Source organism: Gordonia sp. NPDC003422 (assembly GCF_053588675.1).
This window is the reverse complement of record NZ_JBSFQL010000015.1, coordinates 115,613-135,861: the sequence shown is the minus strand read 5'-3', so window position 1 is coordinate 135,861 and position 20,249 is coordinate 115,613. Positions and strand designations below refer to the sequence as shown.

Here is a 20,249-nt window from a genome sequence, read left to right as displayed (position 1 = left end):
CGCCACCGCGCCAACCCGAAGGTCGCTACAGTAGGAGCGCCCACAGGTGGGGAATTTCAATGAGCACACCTGGGGAACTTCCTTGAGCCTCGTCACTCGGAAGTCGTCTGCAGACGGGCACTATGTGCGGGAGTGCGACGATGGTCTGATGACCGCCACCCTCGTCGCCAAGGATATCTCCGGCGGCTACGCGCACCGTGTGCTGTTCGACCACCTCGATCTGACAGTTGCGCCCGGCGATGTCGTCGGTGTGGTCGGGGCCAACGGGGCGGGGAAGTCGACACTGCTGCGAGTGCTGGCGGGCGAACTCGCCCCGTTGGAGGGGTCGGTCACGCGGTCCCCGGCAGATGGGTTCGTCGGTTGGTTGCCGCAAGAACATGAACGCGTGCCCGGCGAGACCGTCGGCCAGTACGTCGCGCGGCGGACAGGTTGTGCGGCAGCGACTTCGGCGATGGATGCCGCGGCGGCGGCACTCGCCGAAGACCCCGCGCCGGGTGGCGAGGATCCTGCCGACGTCTACGCTGCGGCACTCGACCACTGGATGGCGACCGGCGCCGCCGACCTCGAGGACAGGCTGCCGGGAGTGCTCGCGGACCTGGGGCTCGACGTCGGGTCGGTGGCGCCTGAGTCGGCTCTGATGTCCGGTCTGTCGGGCGGGCAGGCCGCCCGCGTCGGCCTCGCCGCGCTGCTGTGTTCGCGGTTCGACATCGTCTTGCTCGACGAGCCGACCAACGATCTCGACCTCGACGGGCTGACGCGTCTGGAGGACCTGGTGCGCGGCATGCGCGGCGGCGTGGTGCTCGTCAGCCATGATCGAGAGTTCTTGGCGCGCAGCGTGACCCGGATCATCGAACTCGACCTGGCGCAACACACCAACACCGTGTTCGGCGGCGGATACGAGAGCTACCTCGAAGAGCGTGAGGTCGCGCGTCGGCATCGTCGCGAAGAATACGAGGAGTTCGCCGAACGGAAAGCGGATTTGGTGGCGAGGGCGCGGACTCAACGTGAGTGGTCGAGCCAGGGGGTGCGCAACGCCATGCGCAAGGCCCCGGACAACGACAAGATCCGACGCCGCGCCGCGACCGAGTCGAGTGAGAAGCAGGCGCAGAAGGTTCGCCAGATGGAAAGTCGGATCTCACGACTCGAGGAAGTTGCCGAACCCCGCAAGGAATGGGTTCTCGAATTCACCATAGGTGCCGCACCCCGCTCGAGCTCGGTGGTCGCCACGCTCAACAATGCTGTTGTGCGACAGGGAGATTTCACTTTGGGTCCGGTGTCGTTGCAGGTCGACGCGGGTGACCGGATCGGGATCACGGGTCCCAACGGTGCTGGGAAGTCGACGCTGCTCAAGCTGCTTCTCGGACGACTCTCGCCGGACGAGGGGACCGCGCAACTCGGTGCCAACGTCGCGATTGGCGAGATCGACCAGGCGCGTGGACAATTCACCGGATCTGCACCGCTGACCGAACGGTTCGGCGCGCTGGTTCCGGACTTCACGCCCGCCGAGGTTCGCACGCTGCTAGCGAAGTTCGGGTTGCGTGCCGACCACGTGGAGCGTCCGGTCGGGGAGTTGTCTCCGGGCGAGCGGACGCGGGCGGCGCTTGCGCTGTTGCAGGCCCGGGGTACCAACGTCCTCGTCCTCGACGAGCCGACCAATCACCTCGATCTCCCCGCCATCGAGCAACTCGAATCCGCGTTGGATTCCTACGACGGCGTCCTCCTGTTGGTCACCCATGATCGGCGGATGCTGGCCAAGGTGCGGACCAACCGCGCGTGGCAGATCGACAATGGTCGCGTAGTCGAGCACTGAGCGCGACAGCGGCCATCGCCAACTCGGCCTCGGGGTCAACCCCTACTTCGGCGGTCAGGTATTGGGGGAGGTTCTCAGACTTCCACCCGATGTGTCCGGGGTGCCGGGCGCGACACGATCGAAGCCATGATCACAGTCGAGAACCTCACCAAACGATATGGCGATTATGTCGCGGTCGACGACGTCTCGTTCGAGTGCAAGCCGGGCGTCGTGACCGCCTTCCTCGGACCCAACGGCGCCGGCAAATCCACCACGATGCGCATCATGGTCGGCCTCACGCCGCCGACGTCGGGCTCGGTCCGTATCGGCGACCGTCCGTACCGCGAGATCCCGAATCCCGCGACCCAGGTCGGGGTGCTGCTCGACGCGTCGGCGCAGCACGCCGGTCGCACGGGCCGGGAGATCCTGCGGCTGACCGCCATGACGCTGGGGATGCCCGACAGCCGCGTCGGCGAGATGCTCGACCTCGTCAGCCTGACCCCCGACGAGGCGAACCGGCGCGTCCGCAACTACTCACTCGGCATGCGTCAGCGACTTGGCATCGCCAACGCGCTGATCGGTGACCCGCATATCCTCATCCTCGACGAGCCGGCCAACGGCCTCGACCCCGCGGGTATCCACTGGATGCGAAGTCTATTGCGCGACTACGCGAATCGCGGCGGAACGGTGCTGCTGTCATCCCATCTGCTGCACGAGATCGAGATCGTCGCGGACGAGATCCTGGTTGTCGGACAGGGGCGCATCGTGGCTCAGGGCACGAAAGACGAGCTCCTCGCCGGCACGGGGACACGCGTGCGCTCGCTCGACGACGATGCCCTGGGGCGCGCGTTGTCGCTGTCCGGGATCGCCGCGCGTCCGGTGTCCGACGGTGGCTTCACCGCCGACGCCGCACCTGAGGACATCGGCAGAATTGCCCTGCAGCAACAGATTCCGCTCGTCGAGCTGCGCGTCGGCGACGGGGCGCGGTTGGAAGAGATGTTCCTCCAACTGACTCAGCAAACTCAACGAGAATCCGTTCCGGCGTTCGGTGCCGGCGCACTGCAAGGAGCACACTCATGACCATCACTCTGCTGCGACCGTCGGTAACGACCAACGAACGCGACGACGCACCGATCCCGCTGCACCGACTGACCCGCGTCGAACTCCGCAAACTGGTCGACACTCGAGCCGGCTTCTGGCTGGCCGCCTCCGTCGGGGTCATCTCGGCCATCGTGGTGATCGCGATGCTGATCGCCAACCGCAGCAATCTCGGTCAGCTGAATTTCTTGGAGTTCTTCGCCATGATGAACATCCCCATTTCGACCATCCTGCCGGTGATGGCGATCCTGCTCGTCACCAGTGAGTGGAGTCAGCGAAACGCGTTGAGCACCTTCACCATGGAGCCTCGACGCGAACGAATCGTGCTGGCGAAACTGGGAGTGGCGCTCGTGGCCGGTGTCGCTGCGGTCGGACTGTCGCTGCTTTTCGCCGCGGTCGCCAACGTCGTCGCCGGCCTGATCTACGGCGACCCGGCAGGCTGGTGGGAGTTCACCGCCGCCGCACTGGTCAACTCGTTCACGATGCAGATGATCTGGCTGCTCGTCGGATTCGGCTTCGCCGCATTGATCCTCAACACGCCCGGTGCAATCGTTGCCTACTTCGCACTGCCGACCGTGCTGTCGTTGCTCTCGGAACTGGTGCCGTGGTTCAAGACTCACCTGGCCGGGTGGATCGACCTGACCACCACGACTGTGCCGCTCCAATCCGGTGACTGGGGCACCGGAGAACAGTGGACGAGGCTGATTGTCTCGACAGCCATCTGGATCACCATCCCCTTGGTACTGGGGGTTATCCGGGTGCTGCGCACCGAGGTCAAGTAGCGGTCGTCGGTGGTGCCGGCCGCCCGCCGCGGTCACGCGGGCCTTGTCTGCAGTCCCCTATGTAAGTAAGGTCACCCTTACTAGTCAAGGGAGGATCTCATGCCGGTGATGTCATGGATCGAGCGCCGATTCTGCGCGAGCGCGGCGTGGCAGTACGCCGGGAAAGCGGTCGATTCACTGCTCGACCGGTCTGATATCGGCCGGAATGTTCTCGAAATAGGTTGTGGTGCGGGCTTGTTTGCTGATCGTCTGCTCGCTGACCGACCAGATGCCACGCTCACCGCGGTTGACCTCGACCCGCACATGGTTCAGGCTGCTGCCGACCGGCTCCATCGATTCCCTTCGGCGTCCGTTCAGGTCGCGGACGCAACGAACCTGCCATTCGCCGACGATTCCTTCGACACCGTGATCAGCCGACTGATGCTGCACCACGTCATCGACTGGGATCTCATGCTCGCCGAGATCGCGCGGGTGCTGCGGCCCGGCGGCCGGGTTCTCGGTTATGACGCGACCCGCAATCGTCTGTGGCACACCATTCACGTTCTCGACGGATCTCCGTTCCGGCTCGCCGCCCCCACCGAGATCCGGGCCGAATTGGCCCACAACCACCTCACTCCCACGGTGGATCTCCGTTGGGGAGGGCAGTTCATGACCTTTGTCGGCGTGAAGGGCTGAACCCCGCAATGGCGCGTTGATCGTCAGGACGCCCCGATCTGGACGACGTGAGCCCACGCTGGGGGCGTTGCCCAGCGTGGATCTTCGCCATCGAACGTTCCGCGACGTCCGAACAATCCGACCACCGTTCGGCACGACGGCTTGCGATCGGGCCACGGCGTGAACCCGTCGGTCAGTGCCACCACCACATCCGGGCGAGTTCGCAGCGCGATGGCGAAGCCGGCGCGGAGATCGGTGCCGCCGCCGCCGATCAGCTCGATGTGCTCGGCTGCACAGATGGGCTGGGCGACGTTGGCCGCGGCGTCGCACGAGACGACGCTGACGAGATCGCGTCGCCCGCTCACGGCCCTTCCGATCGCGGCGACCTCGAGAAGCGCGCTGCCGAGATCGGCATCGCTCACCGATCCGGACGTGTCGATGATGATGCCGACCCGAGGTGGAGTACGACGCAGGCTGGGCAGGATCACTCCGGGCATCGCCGTCGACCGACGGGACGGCCGCCCGTAGGTGTAATCGTCCCCGGGCCCGGAGCCGGCCACGGCAGCCCGAATCGCAGTGCCGAGCAGCACTCGCCAGGGTTGGGTCGGGTGGATGGCCTCGTGCGCCCATCGACGCCATCCGGCCGGGACATCACCCCGCCGACTGGTGATGTCGCGTGCGACAGCGAATCGGACTGCTTCGCGCTGCTGTGAACTCAGCCCGCCGTCGTCCGATGTTCCCTCACATGAGCCCAGCTCCCAGTCGCGTTCGACGCCGTGTGCCCCGCTCCCGCAGTCCAGCCACGACCAGCCGTCGGTGAGCCAGCCAAGACGGAACTGACGCAGGTACTCCTCCATCACCTGCCCGGTGGAGAGTCCCAGATGTCGCGGGAGCGGAGTGCCTTCTGGGACCGGGAGACGGGCGCCATAGGCGTCGTCGTTGATCTCCAGGTCGGCGGCGATATTCATGCGCAGCTGCTCACCGTGCCCGGTGTCTGGGTTGGCCCGGGCGTGGCGAATGGTCCGGGCGTGATGATCGCGCAGCAGATGGGACACCTCATGGACCAGGACGGCAGCGAGTGCGTCCACCGATTCCGCGGCAACGAAACCTGGTGCGACATAGCACCGCCAGTGCCGATCCACCGCCATGGTCGGGACGCGAGGCGTTTCAACGATCTGCATCGCATACAGCGCAGTGGCCATGAAGGGGCGGGAGCGGACCGCGTACAAGCGCGCCGCACAGACCTTGTCCCGAACGGTCAGCGGACCTGCCGCGGTCATCGAGCCGGATCCGCCGGGACGGTGTCCGCGGCAAGCTGTGCCGCGTGCGACACTCCGATCACGTTGGTGAGATGGTCGATGGTGGTGGGGATCTGCCAGTCCTCGCGACGCAGGGCGGCCAACGTGCTCGCCGGTACCACCACCAGATCCGGAGCGCCGGTCCGCGCCGCAACCGCGAGTATCTCCCACGCGGCATTCCAGCGAGCTTTATCGGCGTTGTGTCGGACGGCGGCCACCACGGCGTCGAGTGCCGCCTGACGGAGGTCGCCGCGTGCTGGGAGGGTGACGTCCGTCGGATCGGCAAGCAGGACCTCGGGGTCGGGCAGATCCATACGGTCGATGCTCGCGAGCAGCTCGAAACCTGGACCGTCACCAACGGTCCCACGGATGAGGAGCGAGACCACATCCGCGGATGCCGATGCGGCAGTGGCGAATGCGAGTAGTCGGACGGCCGCCTCCCAGCTACGTGGCGATGGCCATGCGCCGCCACGACGTGAGCCGGAGCCGGGGAGTTGATGCACCAGGGCGGGGCGGGCCGCTAGCAGTGTGCACACCGCACGACGCGCGAAATCGATTGCAGAACCGAACTTCTTCGGATCGAGCAGGGGGAGTGTGGCGCTCGGCCAGGTACCGCCCAGTCCACGTAGCACCACGTCGTGGTCGTGGGTCCAGTTCAGGTGCACAAAACGATTGGCCAGAGGCGGGCTCAGTTCCCAGCCATCTGCCGCCGACGACGGTGGATTGGCGGCTGCGACGATTCGGACATCGGAGGGGAGTTGCAACGAACCGATACGGCGTTCGAGGACGAGTCGGAGCAGGGCGGCCTGCACTGCGGGTGGCGCCGTCGAGAGCTCGTCGAGGAAGAGCAATCCCCGTCCGCCGCGCACGAGTTGAACTGCCCAGTCCGGTGGGGCCATCGGTACGCCCTGGTTGATCGGGTCATCACCGATGACGGGAAGACCGGCGAAATCGGAGGGCTCGTGGACGCTTGCGATCACCGTGATGAGCGGCAGATCGAGGGTGCCGGCGAGCTGGGTCAACGCGGCGGTCTTGCCGATCCCCGGTTCACCCCACAGCACGACCGGGAGGTCGGCGGCCACGGCCAGGGTGAGGGCCTCGAGCTGCTCGTTGGCTCGTGGTTCGCTCGTGAATGCCCGCAGCGATGCCGACAGCGTATTCGCGTGATCGAGTTGGGTGGTGTGGTACGACGTGTTTGGGGCTTCCGTAGACATGAATCACCTGTGAAGTGTTGAAGGTATGGTGCGTGTGAAGGGCCGTCACCGACGGCGTGTACGTGAACTCCGACGCCGGCGACCGCGGGAGCCCGCATCGCGACAGGGCAGTGGCACAGCATCTTCCGTGCCGGATCGATACGCCTCGTAGCGATCACGCTGGTCGGAGAAGATGCGGAGTGCGTCGTCGAGCGGGCCGCTGCGGAGTCTCGACTCGGCTCCGAGGAGGTCGGTCACGATCTCCATCGCGCCCTCGACATCCCCGTGGTCGAGGCGTTCGGATACCCCGGTCAGACAATCCGGCCGACGATGTGCGCGATCGATGGCCTGCAGACATGGCACCGGGGTTCCGGTCAGCGCGGTCAGCAGTTCCTCGCGTCGGATCTCGTCAGGATCGTGGTCGAGCGCGGACAAGACGCCGTCCACCAAGCCGATCCGATGCCGCCGACCGCGGCAGTTCACGTAGTGAATGTGATTCTCGCGCTGGGTATTTGCGCTCCGATCGGTCGACGACGCGCCACTCTCCGACGTCCATCCGGGAGCCAGGGCGTCGGCCACCAAGGGATGTAGTCGGGCAGGGGTGAGGGCGCCGGTCTCGAGGAGTTCGCGATCGGGCAGTGTTCTCGTCGCCGCGTCGGGGAGTACGGGCAGCCCGGTGACCCGGCCACGAGGCTCGTCGTGGATGAGGCGGAGTCTCGGTTGTCGATTACGGCCATCGACATCGACGATCAAGTCGTTTCGCCGATCGAGCCGGATGCGCACTCGCCCTGTCGGGTGGCCGTGTGCGCGGAGCAGATTGGCAGCCTCGCTCGGCCACCGGTCGACGGCGTAACCCGCCGCACGGTCCACCTCGCTCCACGTCAGGTTGAGCCGTGGGAAAGTTCCTGCACCGCAGAGCATCCGGAGATCGCCGACCATCGTCGCATCCCATAGGCACCGATGCAGATCGAGGCGGAATCGTGGATTGGGTTCTGGGTGCGGATGGCGCAGATCGAGTGGCGTGGCGGTAGGTGGCCCGCACCACGTCGTGAGGCTGATCCGTTGACCGGCATCGGCCCAGGCGGGTGGTGTTCGTGCCACCAGATAGGTCGAACCTGTTGTGCCGAAACGTGATTCGAGGTCGCCGTAGCGCGCGAGCGCAACGGTGAGGCCCGATCGAAGAAGGCCGTCGGGTGCGACTCGCGGCATGTGCCAACGCAGCAGGTCAGGAGCCAGGCAGAGGAGGTCTGCGCGTATCTGTTCGGCGATCTCGTTGCCGTGGCGACATCGGATGTCGTATAGATCGAGGTCCACGTCGACATGCGCGGCGACGCACGCACCCATCCAGTCGCCGACAAGTCGTCGATCGGTGGCGTTGTGGATCATGGTCGGCGGTACCGCGAACTCGCGAACGCGCAGCCAGAAGGACAGTCTCGGAGTGATTCCTGCAGTCATCGGAGGGTGCATCAGCACTCACCGTGTACGGCAGGGACCCCCAATCTTTGATCAGAGTGAGTCATCACGTCGATGACTATACCCAACCCGGGCAGGATGCCCTCACGTTCGTCTCGGCCGAAGGGCGGTTGCGAGGCTCGCCGCAGCTCCGGCACAGTCTTGCTCATGGATCCATCCAGCGCCGATTCGTTGACGGTCGCCACCTTCAACGTGAACGGCATCCGCGCGGCGCGTCGTCGCGGATTCGACCGCTGGTTGGCAATGCGGTCGGCAGACGTGATCGCGCTGCAGGAGCTCCGATGTCCCGCGTCCGAAGTCGGGGAGTTCCCGGGCTACGCTTCCGCAGTGGACGTCGGATCAGTCGCCGGCCGCAACGGCGTTGCTGTGCTGACCAGAACGCCGGTGACCGCCATGCGTACGTGGGTGACCCATCCGCCGCGCGCACGTGGGCTCGCCGAGTTCGCCGCGCAGGGCCGCTACCTCGAGGTCGACCTCGCCGACCGCCCCGTGACGGTGGGTTGTGTCTATCTTCCGAAGGGCGGACTGCCTGCGCACCGTCAGCGCCCGGGGTCGATGCGTGAGGAGCCCGACGGTGGGGCGAAATACGAGCGCAAGCGGCGTTTCCTCGCCGCGTTTGCACGCGAGTTGAACCGGAGTCGTCTCGCCGCACTGCGCGAAGGCCGCGAGTTCCTTCTCGTCGGCGATCTCAACATCGCACACACGCAGCACGACGTGACCAACTGGCGCGCCGCCCGCACCATGGACGGATTTCTTCCCGAGGACCGCGAGTGGTTCGACTCGGTTCTCGGCCGACGTCGGCTCGTCGACGTGGTGCGACAGGTACACGGCGACCGGCCCGGTCCGCTCGCCTGGTGGAGTTGGGCGGGCCAATCGTTCGCCAAGAATGTGGGCTGGCGAGTGGACCATCAACTCGCGACTCCTGGCCTCGCCCGCACGGCATCGCATGTCGTCGTGGACAAGGAACCCTCACCCGCCGAACGCCTTTCGGATCATGCTCCGCTTGTGGTGACCTACGGTTGATGCCAGTGCCGTGAGTCAGAAGTTCATTTCCGGTTGTCCCCGCCCGCCCGGCGTCGGTATCCACACACAGAACTACCAAATACACAGGAGATCCCATGTGTGGATGGTAGATCTGTGTGGGCGCAGATTCGGCGGAACCGGACTGGGGTCGTGCCGTGATCGACGTTGCACGGTCCGTGATCACGCAATCAAATCGAGCGCAGCCCGCACAATCGCGTCCGAGTCGATGCCGTGCAGTCGGTAGACGTCCTCGAGTGACCCGGACTGGCCGAACTGGCTGACGCCCAAGGCAATCGAGGTGACACGATTGATGGTCGGCACGAAGGACAGGGTGTGGGGATGACCGTCGAGGACGGTCACGATTGGCGTGGCGCGATCGGCGGGGAAGATCTGATCCAGTATCCACGTCGGGGCATCGCCCTGGCCGCGCCGCGACTGCCACGCCTCGAACACGAGTCCGGGACTGGTGATCACCACCACATCACACTCGATGTCCATCTGCGACAGTCGATGTGCCGAGTCGAGCGCATCGGTGACCATCGCACCGACCGCCACGATCGTGACGACCGGATTCTCGGTGCGCCGCAACGTGTATCCACCGGCCACCACCTGTCGTCGTCGACGTTCACGCGCCGACGGATCGGTGGGAACCGCGGCGAGGGTCTGCTCGACCGGTCGGGTCGACAACCGCAGATATGCCGAACGTCCGCCCGGGCGGCCGAGGTGCGCGAGGCAGTCGAGCAGTGTCCATTCGACATCGACGGCAAACGCCGGTTCGTAGCTGACGCATCCGGGTTGCTCCAGACCGATCGACGGCGTCTTGATCGATTGGTGCGCACCACCTTCCGGCGCAAGCGTTACGCCGGCCGGGGTGCCGACCAGGATGGACTGGCCGCCGGCGTAGATGCCGTACGACCACGGTTCGAGTGCTCGTTCCACGAAGGGGTCGTAGAGCACACCGATGGGCAGCAGCGGCTCGCCCCAGCGGCTCCACGTGGCGCCGAGTTCGCCGATCAGACCGACGAGATTCGTCTCCGCGATCCCGAGTTCCATGTGCTGGCCGGTGGGTCGTTCCCGCCAGTGCATGAGGGTGTCACGGTCGTCGTCGAACCAGTCGTGACGTTCGGTCGGCGACCACACACCGACCTTGTTCAGCCAGCCGGCCAGATTGGTCGAGGAACTCACGTCGGGGCTGACGGTGATGATTCGCCGCGCCACATCGGGTGCCTGCCGGGTCAGGTCGAGCAAGGTGCGCCCGAGCGCGGCTTGGGTGGTGGAGACCGCGGTCGGGGTGCGACCGACATCGGCCGGAACCGCCAGCTTCTCGGGCTCCGGGGTTGGTTCCCGACGCGTATGCGCTGCTGTCGCTTCGCACACGCGGCCCGCGGGTGAGTCGTCGGGGAACCGATGCCACGGTTTCGACGGATCCTCACCCATCTGCGCACCGAGTTCCGCGAACTGTTCGACGCTCAGCAACGACGAATGATTCTGCGGATGTCCTTCTGTGGGAAGACCGTAACCCTTGATCGTGTAGGCGATGATCACGGTCGGCCGGGTGTCGTCGATGGTGTCGAACGCCGCTCGCAGGGCCGACAGGTCGTGTCCGCCGAGGTTGCGGATCGCCGCATGGACGGCCGCATCGTCGAGGTCGGCGATCAATGCGGCGATCGCGGTTGCACCGTCGCCCTCCCCGGGCAGTCGGGTGCGCAACTCGTCGACGTCGCAGCGCAGCAACCGCTGATACTCGGGGTTGGACATGTCGGTGATCCGGGCCCGCAGCGCGTCGCCGCCGGGCCGTGCGAACAGCTCGTCGAGCAGCCGACCCCAGCGCACCGTGATCACCTGCCAGCCGGCCGCGGCGAACATCGCCTCCAGCCGGGGCGCGGCGATGTTGGGCACCACCCGATCCAGCGACTGCCGATTCATGTCGACGATCCAGACGATCTCGCCGAGTTCGCCGACCGACGAGTCGAGGATGGCCTCCCAGACCGCGCCCTCGTCGAGTTCGGCGTCGCCCACCAACGAATACTGCCGCCCGGTGCCGGCAGTGCCGAATGCTGTTGTGACGTAACGGCGGGCGATGGCACCCCAGATCGGAGCGGTGGCGCCGATGCCGACCGAACCCGTCGAGTAGTCCACGGTGTCAGGATCTTTCGTGCGACTCGGGTAGCTTTGCAAGCCGCCGAACTCGCGTAGACGAGGGAGATGGTCGGCGTCGAGGTCGCCGAGCAGGTAGTTGATGGCGTGGAGGACCGGTGCCGCATGCGGTTTCACCGACACGCGGTCGCCCGGGCGGAGTTGCTCGAACCAGAGTTCGGTCATGATCGACACCATCGACGCGCACGACGCCTGATGACCGCCGACCTTGAGGCCCGAGGGGTTGGGCCGGATTCGGTTGGCGTGATGGACGATCGCGGTCGACGTCCACAGCACCCGTTGCGCGATCTCGGTGAGCACGTCGTCGCGCTGGACCGTGCCGGTGTTCGGCGCCGAACTGGTGGTCATCGGAGTCCTCCTGGTCACAATGATCCCGCGTCGACGCACTGCGCGGGCCGATATCGCGGCTCATCGCGATGTGCGTCGTGAATGTGCAGAATGGTTCGCAGTCTGGCTCCGATTGACTAGAATATGCAAGAGAAATGCCAATAGTTGCGCAAAGTGACAACTGGGGAGTGTCATAGCCAGTGAAAGGGTGGTCAGAGTGCACAAGGCTTTTCGGTTCGACGCGACCGACCGAGGCATCCTGCGAGCACTGATCCGGTCGCCCCGCGCGACCACGAGTGCGCTGGCGGACCTGACGAGGCTCTCCCGCAACACCGTGCAGGCGCGCATGACCCGCTGGAGTGACACCGACGCGCTGCGGGGCTTCGACCGTCGTATCGATCCCGAATCGCTCGGATTCCCGATCGCGGCATATGTGTTCACGGAGGTCACGCAGCGCAGGCTCGCCGAGGTCGCCGCCGCGCTGACCCAGATTCCCGAGGTGATCGAGGTGCACGGCCTGACCGGGGCGACCGACCTGCTGATCCACGTCGTCGCCCGAGACGCCGACGACCTGTATCGCATCGCGGGGCGCATCCTCGACGTCGACGGTGTGCAGCGCAGCACAACGGCGCTGAAGATGCGCACGCTCGTCGACTTCCGCATAGAGCAACTCCTGGAGTGATCGGCACTCAGAGATGGTTCGCGGCCGGAATGGCCAAGCAGGACGTGGCGTTACACAGCCATGACCACTCTTGAGATTCCCGACCGCGTCGCCGAACGGCTCGACGGCGAACACATCATTTGGCTGACCACCGTCGACGCAAAGCACACGCCGGTCCCCACTCCGGTCTGGTTCCTCTGGCACGACGGCTCGTTCCTGATCTTCAGTGAGCCCGGAAAGGCCAAGCTCCGCAATGTCTCCGCCCATCCGGCAGTCGCGCTGAACTTGAACTCGAATGCCTTCGGGGGAGACGTGGCCGTGTTCACCGGCAACGCCCACCTCGACGACAACGGTCCGACCGACGACGAGTGGAGCGCCTATCTGGCGAAGTACGGCGAGAGCTTCGCCGGGATCAACACCACGACTGCCGAATTCCGTGCCACCTACTCGGTGACAGTGCGCGTCGAACCACAGCGTCTGCGAAGTTGGTGAAGGCCGGCGCGCGGTCGATTACCGTGAACCATGTGGGCACAGACTGGCGAGAATCACGGGTTTCGGATGTACGCGCGCTGATCCTCGGAGCAGATCCGGACATCGTCGAAGAGATCAAATGGCGCAAGCCGTCCAATCCGGACGGTGTGCCGACGTTTTCGGCCGACGGGTTGATCTGCACGCTCGAGACCTACAAGGACAAGATCAAACTGACCTTTGCCAAAGGCGCTTCGCTTCCGGACCCCGAGAAGGTGTTCAACGCCAGCCTGAGCGCCGGCACCCGACGCGCGATCGACATCAGGGAAGGCGACACGCTCGACACCGATGCGCTTGTCGCCCTGGTGCAATCGGCGATTGCGCTCAATCGCGGATAGCTCTGCACAAAGGTTGCAGGTGAGCCCGAGTCCTGCGTCACACTGCAACTTCTGTTGGTCGTACAACGACGTTCGGTGATCTGCCGGCTCACCTGTTGACGAGTCGGAGCGCCCGCGGCCCCGCAAGGGCCAGGGCGGCAGTGCCACCCGCGAGCATCACTCCGATGCCGGCGGCGCGGGACGGCACCCCGTTTCGCGCAGCACCGACCACGACTCCGGCATCGATGACGTCCATGGCGATTCCGGCGCGTAGCGTCGCCTGCCGAACGGTTCCGCCGGGGTGCAGGGCGGCTGAAAGGTCGCACTGGCAAGATGGCCCCGAGGATTCGATGCCCGAGTCCACGGTCGCGCAGACGGGGAGATGCCATGCGATGGCGCGGGGTACATCACGTCGAGTTCGCGGTGCTCGACTACGACAAGTCGATCGATTTCTACGACGCGATGTTCGGATGGCTTGGCTACAGCAGCTTTTCGACTCTCGACATGGAGTACGAGTCGACCTACTACATGACCCGGACCACGACTCCACACAGCTACATCGGTATTCAACCGGCGCGGACCGGCTCCAAACTCTGCCACGACGAGCAGGCCGTGGGGATCAACCACATTTCACTGTGGGCTCGCAGTCGTGCGGAGATCGACCGCTTTCGTTCGGAATTCCTCGCTGCTCGCGAAGTCCCGGTGACCGACGAGCCGCAGCCGTATCCCCAGTATTGGCCCGGCTATTACGCGGTGTTCTTCGACGACCCCGTCAGCGGCATCCACTGGGAGTTGGCACATGTGCCCAGGATTCCGTCGCCCCGGCAGATGTTGTCCTTCTACCGGGCAATGAAGAGCGTGGCGGATACTCGCTCGGATCTTGCCAATTCGGTACCGGGTCTGATGCGGCAAGCGGTTCGTTCATTGCCCGGACGTTGAGCTGCTCGACGGTGAGGTCTGGCGTCGGTCCGCTGATCCGTATGAAGTTGTGCCCGCAATCCGGGCACAACTTCATACGGATTGCGTGCCCTAGCCGGCCAGTCGGTGATCCTCCCCGCGGATGTCGGCAGGCAGATCGGAGTGGGCGTCGCCGAGTCCGAGATGCTCACGGAGAGTGGTGCCTTCGTATTCGCGCCGGAACAGTCCGCGGCGTTGCAGCTCGGGGACCACGTAGTCGACGAAATCGTTGAACGTTCCGGGCGTTTGTGCGCTCGAGACGATGAAACCGTCGGCCTCGCCGCCACGGAACGACTCCTCGATCTGATCGGCGACGTCGGACGCGGTGCCGACGAACTGCGGCAGGAGGACGCCCTGCGCATACAGCTTGCCGATGTCGCGCAGCGTCAGGCTGTCGCGTTCGCTCAGACGTCGTGCCACCTCGAACAATCCCTGTGTGCCACTCACCTTCACGTCCTCGACGGGGGCGTCGAGGTCGTACTGCGAGAAGTCGTGGTCGGTGTGGACCGACAGGGTGATGAGCCCGGAGATCGGGTCGGCGAGCTCGTTGTGGAACGCATGCTTCTCGCGGGCGATCGATTCGGTCTCGCCGATGAAGGGGATGAACGACGGAAAGACGTTGACATGGTGGGGATTTCGCCCGAAGTTCACTGCCCGCGACTTCACGTCGTCGTAGTAGGCGCGCCGACCTTCGGGCGTCGGATCGATCTCGAAGATCGCTTCCGCCCACCGCGCGGCGAAGTTCTTACCGGTGTCCGACGAGCCGGCCTGGATCAGGACTGGACGGTGCTGCGGCGAGCGTGGCTGATTGAGCGGCCCCTTGGTGCGGTAGTGGTCGCCCACATGGTCGACGCTGTGGATCTTCGACGGGTCGGCCCAGACACCCGATTCCTTGTCGGCGGTCACCGCGTCGGCGTCCCAACTCGACCACAACTTGACCGCGGTGGACACGAACTCCTCGGCACGCGCGTAGCGCTCTTCATGCTCGACATGCGCGTCGTATCCGAAGTTCTGCGCCTCGGCCTGCGACAGCGAGGTGACGATGTTCCACGCAATACGACCGCGCGTGAGATGGTCGAGCGAACCGAAGACCCGCGCGACCTCGTACGGGTGGAAATAGGTGGCGGACTTGGTCACCGCGATGCCCAGCCGGCTCGTGACCGCGGCAATGCTCGCCGCCACCAGGCTGGGGTCGAGGGTGGCCGCGGCCTGGGTACCGCGTCGGAACGGCTCGGTCTGGTCACCGCCGAAGCGGACGGGCGCGGCGAGCAGATCGGCGAAGAACGCGAAGTCGAACTTGCCGCGCTCCAGGATGCGTCCGACTCGGTGGTAGTGCTCCGGTCCGAAATAGTCTGTCTCCGAACCAGGGTGACGCCATGCGGCGTGCGAGTGCGTGACAGGTGAGGCGATCAGGAAGCCACCGAGGTGGAGCTGTCGGGTCATCGAATGCGATCCTTTGAGCGTCGGAAATGTGCGCATTCAGTGAACTGGCCCACCGTCGTGACGCCCAGGTTTGCAGCCGCAGCGATCCGATCTCGGCCTTCTCGAGAAACGACGATTCTCTCCAGAGACGACGCCGCCCCACCCTGGTCGGTGACCAATGGTGGGGCGACGGTGTTGATCAGTGAGCGGCTTCGAATGCCTCGATGACACTCAGCGGGATGCGGCCGCGATCGCTGACGTCGTATCCCTCGCTGATGGCCCATTCGCGGATGGCCTTGGTGGTTTCTTTGTTGCGCGCCACCGGTGTCGCCGCACGCTTGGTCGCGCGACCCGAGGTGCGCGAAACGGTGATGTACTTCGACAGCGAGTCGCGGAACTGTTGAGCATGTTTGGCCGAGGTGTCGAATTCGTAGCTCTTACCGTCCAGGCTCCACTTGACAGTCTCGTAGGTGTCGAGGACCTTGCCGTCGATGTCGTCGATGACCTGAACAATTTCTTTCTTCGCCATGAATTCCCTATCCTCCCGTGTTGCGGCGCGATTGTAATGCGCTGCAGATGGCTGTTGTCGAACCTGCCCGGTTACCCGAGTGCGATCGTTAGTACAGTGAACAGCATAGACCTATTCCATGTGTAACCGCTGAGAAAGCGTATCCGAAATCGGTTGCGGGAAATTCACCGGGTCGGTGTAGTGGTATTCCTGGGTGTCTCGGAAGTCGTGTCATCCGACAATCCCAGGATCGATTCCGGAGCGCGGTCCGCCGCGAAGATCGTGTGATAACCCGTTGCGGTAACCGAGAATCCAGATTGCGAACGGGATTCGAGACAGAAAATTCCGGATGTCTCCACGAGGCAGGAGAATCGCGAGATCGCGATGGTGTGGCCGTAGTCGACGATGGAACTCCGATATAAGACTTCGAACTCATTGGTGCACGCACCATGTTCGGGGCCATCGGATGTCAGGGTTGCGTAATTGCCGGCCCAGGTGCAGCTCGACGGTTGGTCGGACGGCCGAGCAGGTGGATTGGTTTCGTTGTTCAAGCGGCACGCGAGCGTTGCTCCGCCATTGAGTCCGGTCGAGCAGGCGACCGCGCCGTCGGGCGTGGAGAAATGGAATCCGGACGTGTCCTGCAAAGGTGCTTGCTCGGAGACCGCGCCCTGGTGGTAGCGCGAGTTCTCCACCCGTGGCGCCAACGCGACGACGCGTCCGATCGTCCAATTCGGGAGATTGGGTTCACGTTCATCGAGGGTCGAGGTGGTCGTGGTCGTCGACGATTCCGGTTCGGTCATCGTCGACAACGCATTGGTGGGCGGGATGACGATTCGAGAGGGATTGCTGTCGGTCGAGATACCGCAGGAAGACAGCGCCATCACGGCTGCCAGGGCAGCGAACGCCGAGAACAACAGCCTCGAGCGCGGTCCGTACCCTTGCATTGTGTCGACCCCCAAGATCGTGTTGTTTTACGCCTTCGTGCCACTGCCCGACCCAGAGGCGATCCGGCTCTGGCAGCTCAATGTGTGCTCGTCGCTCGGCTTACGCGGCAGGATCATCGTGTCACGACACGGGATCAACAGTACGGTCGGTGGCGACATAGCCCAGGTGAAACGGTACGTGAGAGCAACTCGTGAGTATCCGGGCTTCAGGAATGTGGATGTGAAATGGTCCGACGGCACCGGGTCGGATTTCCCGAAACTGAGCGTGCGGGTACGTCCGGAAATCGTCACGTTCGGTGTGCCCGACGAGGTGAAAGTCGACGACAACGGCATTGTCGACGGAGGTGCTCGGCTGTCTCCGGCGCAGGTCCACGACCTCGTCGAGACCAGATCCGACGTCGTCTTCTTCGACGGTCGCAACGAGATCGAGGCGCAGGTCGGACGCTTTACGGGCGCGGTGACGACGACGGCACAAACCACCCGCGACTTTGTCCCGCTCCTCGACAGCGGCGCATTCGATCACCTCAAGGATCGCCCGGTGGTCACCTATTGCACCGGGGGAGTGCGCTGTGAGGTACTCACCGCGCTGATGCGCCACCGCGGCTTCCGCGAGGTTTATCAGCTCGACGGCGGCATCGTCCGGTATGGGGAGGAATTCGGCGACGACGGGCTGTGGCAGGGATCTCTGTACGTCTTCGACGACCGGATGAGTGTGGATTTCTCCGACCACGCCGCCGTGATCGGCACATGTTCCGAATGCGGGGCGTCGACAAAACATGTGGCCAATCATCCCGACCACGTCGGCCGCGAACTGGCGGTGATCTGCCCGGATTGCTACGACGCATGAGCCGGCCGTCGGTGCCGGTGATCGTGCTCGCCGGGTACCTCGGTTCCGGCAAGACGACCCTGCTCAATCACCTGTTGCGCGCGGCACGGGATTCCGGGAGTCGGATCGGTGTGTTGGTCAACGATTTCGGGGCGATCAACGTCGACGCCCTCCTGGTGGCCGGACAGGCCGACGGCACGGTCAGCCTTGGCGGCGGATGTGTGTGTTGCACGGTCGATCGTGACGGCCTGACAGAGGCCCTGGCCACACTGATGCGACCGTCTGCTGCTCTCGACGCGATCGTGATCGAGGCCAGCGGCATAGCGGAGCCGAAGGCTCTCATCCGGATGGTCACCGGCGTCGCCGACCGTCGGATGCGCTACGGCGGACTCGTGTACGTCGTCGACGCGGTGCACATGGCTGCGACCCGTCGCAAGCATCCGGAGTTCGACGGACATGTGGCCATCGCAGACCTGTTGGTGCTCAACAAGATCGACCTCGTCGATGGCGAGGTCGCCGACCGGGCGGTCGACGATCTGCACGCACTCAATCACTCTGCGCCACTGGTGGCCGCCGCGCATGCCGCGATCGATCCGGCACTGATGTTCGACGCAGCGCAGCGTCGGGCCGAGGACCGGCCGGGAACCGGGCAACTGACATTGGACGCGCTGCTGATCGAGGGCGAACCGCACGACCACCTGCACGCCGACTACGACTCGATCTCCTTCGAGAGCACCGAACCGATGAATCCGCGGCGGCTTGCCGCATTCCTCGAACGCCCGCCGGACGGATGTTTCCGCATCAAGGGCCTCGTGCACTTCGACGTCCCGCGTCACCGCCAGAAATACGTCGTCCACGCGGTGGGGGGATTCGTCAGCGTGCAGCGCGAATCGTGGGGTTCGGACGCACCGTCGACGACGCTGGTCGCGATCGGAAGCGGGCTCTATGCGGATCAGGTGCGGGACCGGCTCGCGTCGGCGGTCGCAGTCCCCGACGACGCGACGGACAGCAACGGCATTCTGTCGATCACGCGGTACCTCGCAGGCGAGTGAAGCGGACATCAGGTCACATCTCCCTAACGAAATCACAGAGTGCCTGGTCGACGATTTTTCAAATCTGACACGCCCTGATTCACTGTTAACTCTGTGACTAGAGTGACCAATGTTGCTAAATGGAAGGGAGTGGGGCGATCGGGGACGCATCCGCGTCCGTCGCCCGATACCGCGATGACCCAGAAACGACGCATCAGGCTCTCGCTCACCGCTGCGGCGGTCGCGCTGCTGACCGGGACCACCCTCGTGGCGTCGGTGACCGAAGCTGCGCCTGCGCACGCCGCACCTACCCGCGGCACCGCCCTTGCCGGCAAGACGATCTTCCTCGACCCGGGACACCAGGGGAGTTCGGCGGGGCACGACCTCAACGCCCAGGTGCCCGACGGGCGCGGTGGCAAGAAGGCATGTCAGACCAGCGGCGCGACCGCGGTCAACGGTGCCAAGGAACACACCGTCAACTGGCAGATCGTCCAACTCGTGAAGGCGGGGCTGGAAAGCCAGGGCGCGCGAGTGGTGCTGAGCCGGCCAGACGACACCGGGTGGGGTGGCTGCGTGGATCAGCGCGCGGCGGCCGCGAGTCGTTCGGGTGCCGCCGTGGCCGTGAGCATCCACGCCGATTCCACCGCGCAGGGAGCCGACCAGGGCAAAAAAGGCTTCCACATGATCGTGCCGACCCTGCCCGTGCCCGACGCGACGGTCAACCGCGTGCAGTCGGGGGAGGGTCGCAAGGCGTCGAACGTCATGCGGGATGCATTCGTGAAGGCCGGCTTCCCCGCGGCGAATTACGCGGGGGTGCAAAACGGCATCCAGACGCGTTCGGACATCGCCGCGGTGAATCTGACCAAGGTTCCCGCCGTCTTCATCGAGATGGGCAACCTGTCGAATCCCACGGAGGCCGCGAGTCTGTCCGAGCGCAAGGGACAGCTCAAGTACTCGATGGCCATCACCGACGGCATCCTGAACTACGTCCGCGGAACCACGTCGGTACCGGGTAACGCGAACCCCAACAACACCGCACCGCCGTCGGCGGCGACACCTCCGCCGGGCGGCGACAACGGCCTCGCGTCGGTGATCCCGTTCGTCCAACAGTTGTTGGGCACCAAGGACCCCACCGCCGTCGTGCAACTGCTGCTCGGGCAGGGGCAGGACGTGTCCGCGCAGGTGCTCAAGGCCATGCTGACGGTGATCTACGGACTGTTCGGCGGCAAGCTGCCCATCGGCTGACGGCCGGGAGGCTAGG

General features: G+C 65.0%; 20 protein-coding genes. 12 read left to right on the top strand and 8 right to left on the bottom strand.

Features of this window, described 5'->3' with window-relative positions:
• The first annotated feature begins 148 nt into the window (after positions 1-148).
• From ACWDTF_RS14540 to ACWDTF_RS14525, 4 genes are all read left to right on the top strand, one after another.
• Positions 149-1,810 (top strand): ABC-F family ATP-binding cassette domain-containing protein, encoded by a 1,662-nt coding sequence (locus tag ACWDTF_RS14540; RefSeq protein WP_449754557.1) that lies wholly within the window; start codon positions 149-151, stop codon positions 1,808-1,810.
• A 126-nt stretch (positions 1,811-1,936) separates the two neighbouring features.
• Positions 1,937-2,869, top strand: a complete 933-nt coding sequence (locus ACWDTF_RS14535; protein ID WP_240861129.1) for an ABC transporter ATP-binding protein — start codon at positions 1,937-1,939, stop codon at positions 2,867-2,869.
• Complete coding sequence (locus tag ACWDTF_RS14530) at positions 2,866-3,669, top strand: ABC transporter permease (RefSeq protein ID WP_355275249.1); 804 nt, start codon at positions 2,866-2,868, stop codon at positions 3,667-3,669. Before ACWDTF_RS14535 ends, ACWDTF_RS14530 begins: the two co-directional genes overlap by 4 nt.
• A gap of 99 nt (positions 3,670-3,768) precedes the next feature.
• Positions 3,769-4,344, top strand: a complete 576-nt coding sequence (locus ACWDTF_RS14525; RefSeq protein ID WP_355275251.1) for a class I SAM-dependent methyltransferase — start codon at positions 3,769-3,771, stop codon at positions 4,342-4,344.
• Between the two features lie 23 nt (positions 4,345-4,367).
• Here ACWDTF_RS14525 and ACWDTF_RS14520 read toward each other — a convergent pair whose 3' ends face one another.
• Genes ACWDTF_RS14520 through ACWDTF_RS14510 form a run of 3 tightly spaced genes read right to left on the bottom strand, consistent with a single transcriptional unit; the run spans position 4,368 to position 8,269 of the window.
• Positions 4,368-5,603: a vWA domain-containing protein gene (locus ACWDTF_RS14520; protein ID WP_449754556.1), complete on the bottom strand. Its 1,236-nt coding sequence runs from the start codon at positions 5,601-5,603 to the stop codon at positions 4,368-4,370.
• Complete coding sequence (locus tag ACWDTF_RS14515) at positions 5,600-6,835, bottom strand: AAA family ATPase (protein WP_355275255.1); 1,236 nt, start codon at positions 6,833-6,835, stop codon at positions 5,600-5,602. Before ACWDTF_RS14515 ends, ACWDTF_RS14520 begins: the two co-directional genes overlap by 4 nt.
• A gap of 45 nt (positions 6,836-6,880) precedes the next feature.
• On the bottom strand, positions 6,881-8,269 hold the full coding sequence (locus ACWDTF_RS14510; protein ID WP_449754555.1) for a hypothetical protein: 1,389 nt from the start codon (positions 8,267-8,269) through the stop codon (positions 6,881-6,883).
• Positions 8,270-8,434: 165 nt separating this feature from the next.
• Here ACWDTF_RS14510 and ACWDTF_RS14505 point away from each other — a divergent pair, with 165 nt between their 5' ends.
• Entirely contained in the window at positions 8,435-9,310 is an 876-nt protein-coding gene (locus ACWDTF_RS14505) for an exodeoxyribonuclease III (RefSeq protein ID WP_433255723.1), read from the top strand.
• 180 nt (positions 9,311-9,490) lie between these two features.
• On the opposite strand, the gene ACWDTF_RS14500 is transcribed toward ACWDTF_RS14505, so the two are convergent.
• The gene (locus ACWDTF_RS14500) at positions 9,491-11,815 is read right to left on the bottom strand and encodes a transketolase-like TK C-terminal-containing protein (protein WP_449754554.1); all 2,325 of its coding nucleotides are present in this window, start codon (positions 11,813-11,815) and stop codon (positions 9,491-9,493) included.
• A 187-nt stretch (positions 11,816-12,002) separates the two neighbouring features.
• Between ACWDTF_RS14500 and ACWDTF_RS14495 the strand changes: the two genes are divergently transcribed.
• From ACWDTF_RS14495 to ACWDTF_RS14485, 3 genes are read left to right on the top strand one after another with little or no spacing between them, the layout of a single operon-like run.
• Positions 12,003-12,476: an Lrp/AsnC family transcriptional regulator gene (locus tag ACWDTF_RS14495; RefSeq protein ID WP_374247937.1), complete on the top strand. Its 474-nt coding sequence runs from the start codon at positions 12,003-12,005 to the stop codon at positions 12,474-12,476.
• Positions 12,477-12,536: 60 nt separating this feature from the next.
• Positions 12,537-12,947, top strand: coding sequence for a TIGR03667 family PPOX class F420-dependent oxidoreductase (locus tag ACWDTF_RS14490; protein ID WP_240862194.1), 411 nt, complete (start codon positions 12,537-12,539; stop codon positions 12,945-12,947).
• A 32-nt stretch (positions 12,948-12,979) separates the two neighbouring features.
• Complete coding sequence (locus tag ACWDTF_RS14485; RefSeq protein WP_240862212.1) at positions 12,980-13,321, top strand: DUF1801 domain-containing protein; 342 nt, start codon at positions 12,980-12,982, stop codon at positions 13,319-13,321.
• Between the two features lie 88 nt (positions 13,322-13,409).
• On the opposite strand, the gene ACWDTF_RS14480 is transcribed toward ACWDTF_RS14485, so the two are convergent.
• Positions 13,410-13,556 carry a hypothetical protein gene (locus ACWDTF_RS14480; protein ID WP_355275264.1) on the bottom strand — a complete coding sequence of 49 codons (147 nt, stop codon included), beginning with the start codon at positions 13,554-13,556 and terminating at the stop codon, positions 13,410-13,412.
• A 131-nt stretch (positions 13,557-13,687) separates the two neighbouring features.
• On the opposite strand from ACWDTF_RS14480, the gene ACWDTF_RS14475 reads away from it, so the two are divergent.
• Positions 13,688-14,239, top strand: coding sequence for a VOC family protein (locus tag ACWDTF_RS14475; protein WP_355275266.1), 552 nt, complete (start codon positions 13,688-13,690; stop codon positions 14,237-14,239).
• A gap of 90 nt (positions 14,240-14,329) precedes the next feature.
• Here ACWDTF_RS14475 and ACWDTF_RS14470 read toward each other — a convergent pair whose 3' ends face one another.
• The 3 genes from ACWDTF_RS14470 to ACWDTF_RS14460 all read right to left on the bottom strand — a co-directional run bounded on the left by ACWDTF_RS14470 (position 14,330) and on the right by ACWDTF_RS14460 (position 16,987).
• Positions 14,330-15,700, bottom strand: a complete 1,371-nt coding sequence (locus ACWDTF_RS14470; protein ID WP_355275268.1) for an LLM class flavin-dependent oxidoreductase — start codon at positions 15,698-15,700, stop codon at positions 14,330-14,332.
• Between the two features lie 178 nt (positions 15,701-15,878).
• Entirely contained in the window at positions 15,879-16,208 is a 330-nt protein-coding gene (locus tag ACWDTF_RS14465) for a histone-like nucleoid-structuring protein Lsr2 (protein ID WP_355275270.1), read from the bottom strand.
• A gap of 164 nt (positions 16,209-16,372) precedes the next feature.
• Positions 16,373-16,987, bottom strand: coding sequence for a hypothetical protein (locus ACWDTF_RS14460; RefSeq protein ID WP_355275272.1), 615 nt, complete (start codon positions 16,985-16,987; stop codon positions 16,373-16,375).
• Positions 16,988-17,132: 145 nt separating this feature from the next.
• Between ACWDTF_RS14460 and trhO the strand changes: the two genes are divergently transcribed.
• The 3 genes from trhO to ACWDTF_RS14445 all read left to right on the top strand — a co-directional run bounded on the left by trhO (position 17,133) and on the right by ACWDTF_RS14445 (position 20,233).
• Complete coding sequence (gene trhO / locus ACWDTF_RS14455) at positions 17,133-17,978, top strand: oxygen-dependent tRNA uridine(34) hydroxylase TrhO (RefSeq protein WP_355275310.1); 846 nt, start codon at positions 17,133-17,135, stop codon at positions 17,976-17,978.
• On the top strand, positions 17,975-19,009 hold the full coding sequence (locus ACWDTF_RS14450) for a CobW family GTP-binding protein (protein WP_355275274.1): 1,035 nt from the start codon (positions 17,975-17,977) through the stop codon (positions 19,007-19,009). The genes trhO and ACWDTF_RS14450 overlap by 4 nt, the downstream gene beginning before the upstream one ends.
• A gap of 174 nt (positions 19,010-19,183) precedes the next feature.
• Entirely contained in the window at positions 19,184-20,233 is a 1,050-nt protein-coding gene (locus ACWDTF_RS14445) for an N-acetylmuramoyl-L-alanine amidase (protein WP_240862177.1), read from the top strand.
• Positions 20,234-20,249: the final 16 nt, after the last annotated feature.

Bases quoted from the DNA above. Each gene is read 5' to 3' on its own strand.
- ACWDTF_RS14490 (WP_240862194.1), top strand. From the start codon at position 12,537: ATGACCACTCTTGAGATTCCCGACCGCGTCGCCGAACGGCTCGACGGC.
- ACWDTF_RS14525 (WP_355275251.1), top strand. From the start codon at position 3,769: ATGCCGGTGATGTCATGGATCGAGCGCCGATTCTGCGCGAGCGCGGCG.
- ACWDTF_RS14505 (WP_433255723.1), top strand. From the start codon at position 8,435: ATGGATCCATCCAGCGCCGATTCGTTGACGGTCGCCACCTTCAACGTG.
- ACWDTF_RS14530 (WP_355275249.1), top strand. From the start codon at position 2,866: ATGACCATCACTCTGCTGCGACCGTCGGTAACGACCAACGAACGCGAC.
- ACWDTF_RS14450 (WP_355275274.1), top strand. From the start codon at position 17,975: ATGAGCCGGCCGTCGGTGCCGGTGATCGTGCTCGCCGGGTACCTCGGT.
- ACWDTF_RS14515 (WP_355275255.1), bottom strand. From the start codon at position 6,835: ATGTCTACGGAAGCCCCAAACACGTCGTACCACACCACCCAACTCGAT.
- ACWDTF_RS14500 (WP_449754554.1), bottom strand. From the start codon at position 11,815: ATGACCACCAGTTCGGCGCCGAACACCGGCACGGTCCAGCGCGACGAC.
- ACWDTF_RS14470 (WP_355275268.1), bottom strand. From the start codon at position 15,700: ATGACCCGACAGCTCCACCTCGGTGGCTTCCTGATCGCCTCACCTGTC.
- ACWDTF_RS14510 (WP_449754555.1), bottom strand. From the start codon at position 8,269: ATGACTGCAGGAATCACTCCGAGACTGTCCTTCTGGCTGCGCGTTCGC.
- ACWDTF_RS14465 (WP_355275270.1), bottom strand. From the start codon at position 16,208: ATGGCGAAGAAAGAAATTGTTCAGGTCATCGACGACATCGACGGCAAG.
- ACWDTF_RS14520 (WP_449754556.1), bottom strand. From the start codon at position 5,603: ATGACCGCGGCAGGTCCGCTGACCGTTCGGGACAAGGTCTGTGCGGCG.
- ACWDTF_RS14480 (WP_355275264.1), bottom strand. From the start codon at position 13,556: ATGGACGTCATCGATGCCGGAGTCGTGGTCGGTGCTGCGCGAAACGGG.
- ACWDTF_RS14460 (WP_355275272.1), bottom strand. From the start codon at position 16,987: ATGACCGAACCGGAATCGTCGACGACCACGACCACCTCGACCCTCGAT.
- ACWDTF_RS14475 (WP_355275266.1), top strand. From the start codon at position 13,688: ATGCGATGGCGCGGGGTACATCACGTCGAGTTCGCGGTGCTCGACTAC.
- ACWDTF_RS14540 (WP_449754557.1), top strand. From the start codon at position 149: ATGACCGCCACCCTCGTCGCCAAGGATATCTCCGGCGGCTACGCGCAC.
- ACWDTF_RS14535 (WP_240861129.1), top strand. From the start codon at position 1,937: ATGATCACAGTCGAGAACCTCACCAAACGATATGGCGATTATGTCGCG.
- ACWDTF_RS14445 (WP_240862177.1), top strand. From the start codon at position 19,184: ATGACCCAGAAACGACGCATCAGGCTCTCGCTCACCGCTGCGGCGGTC.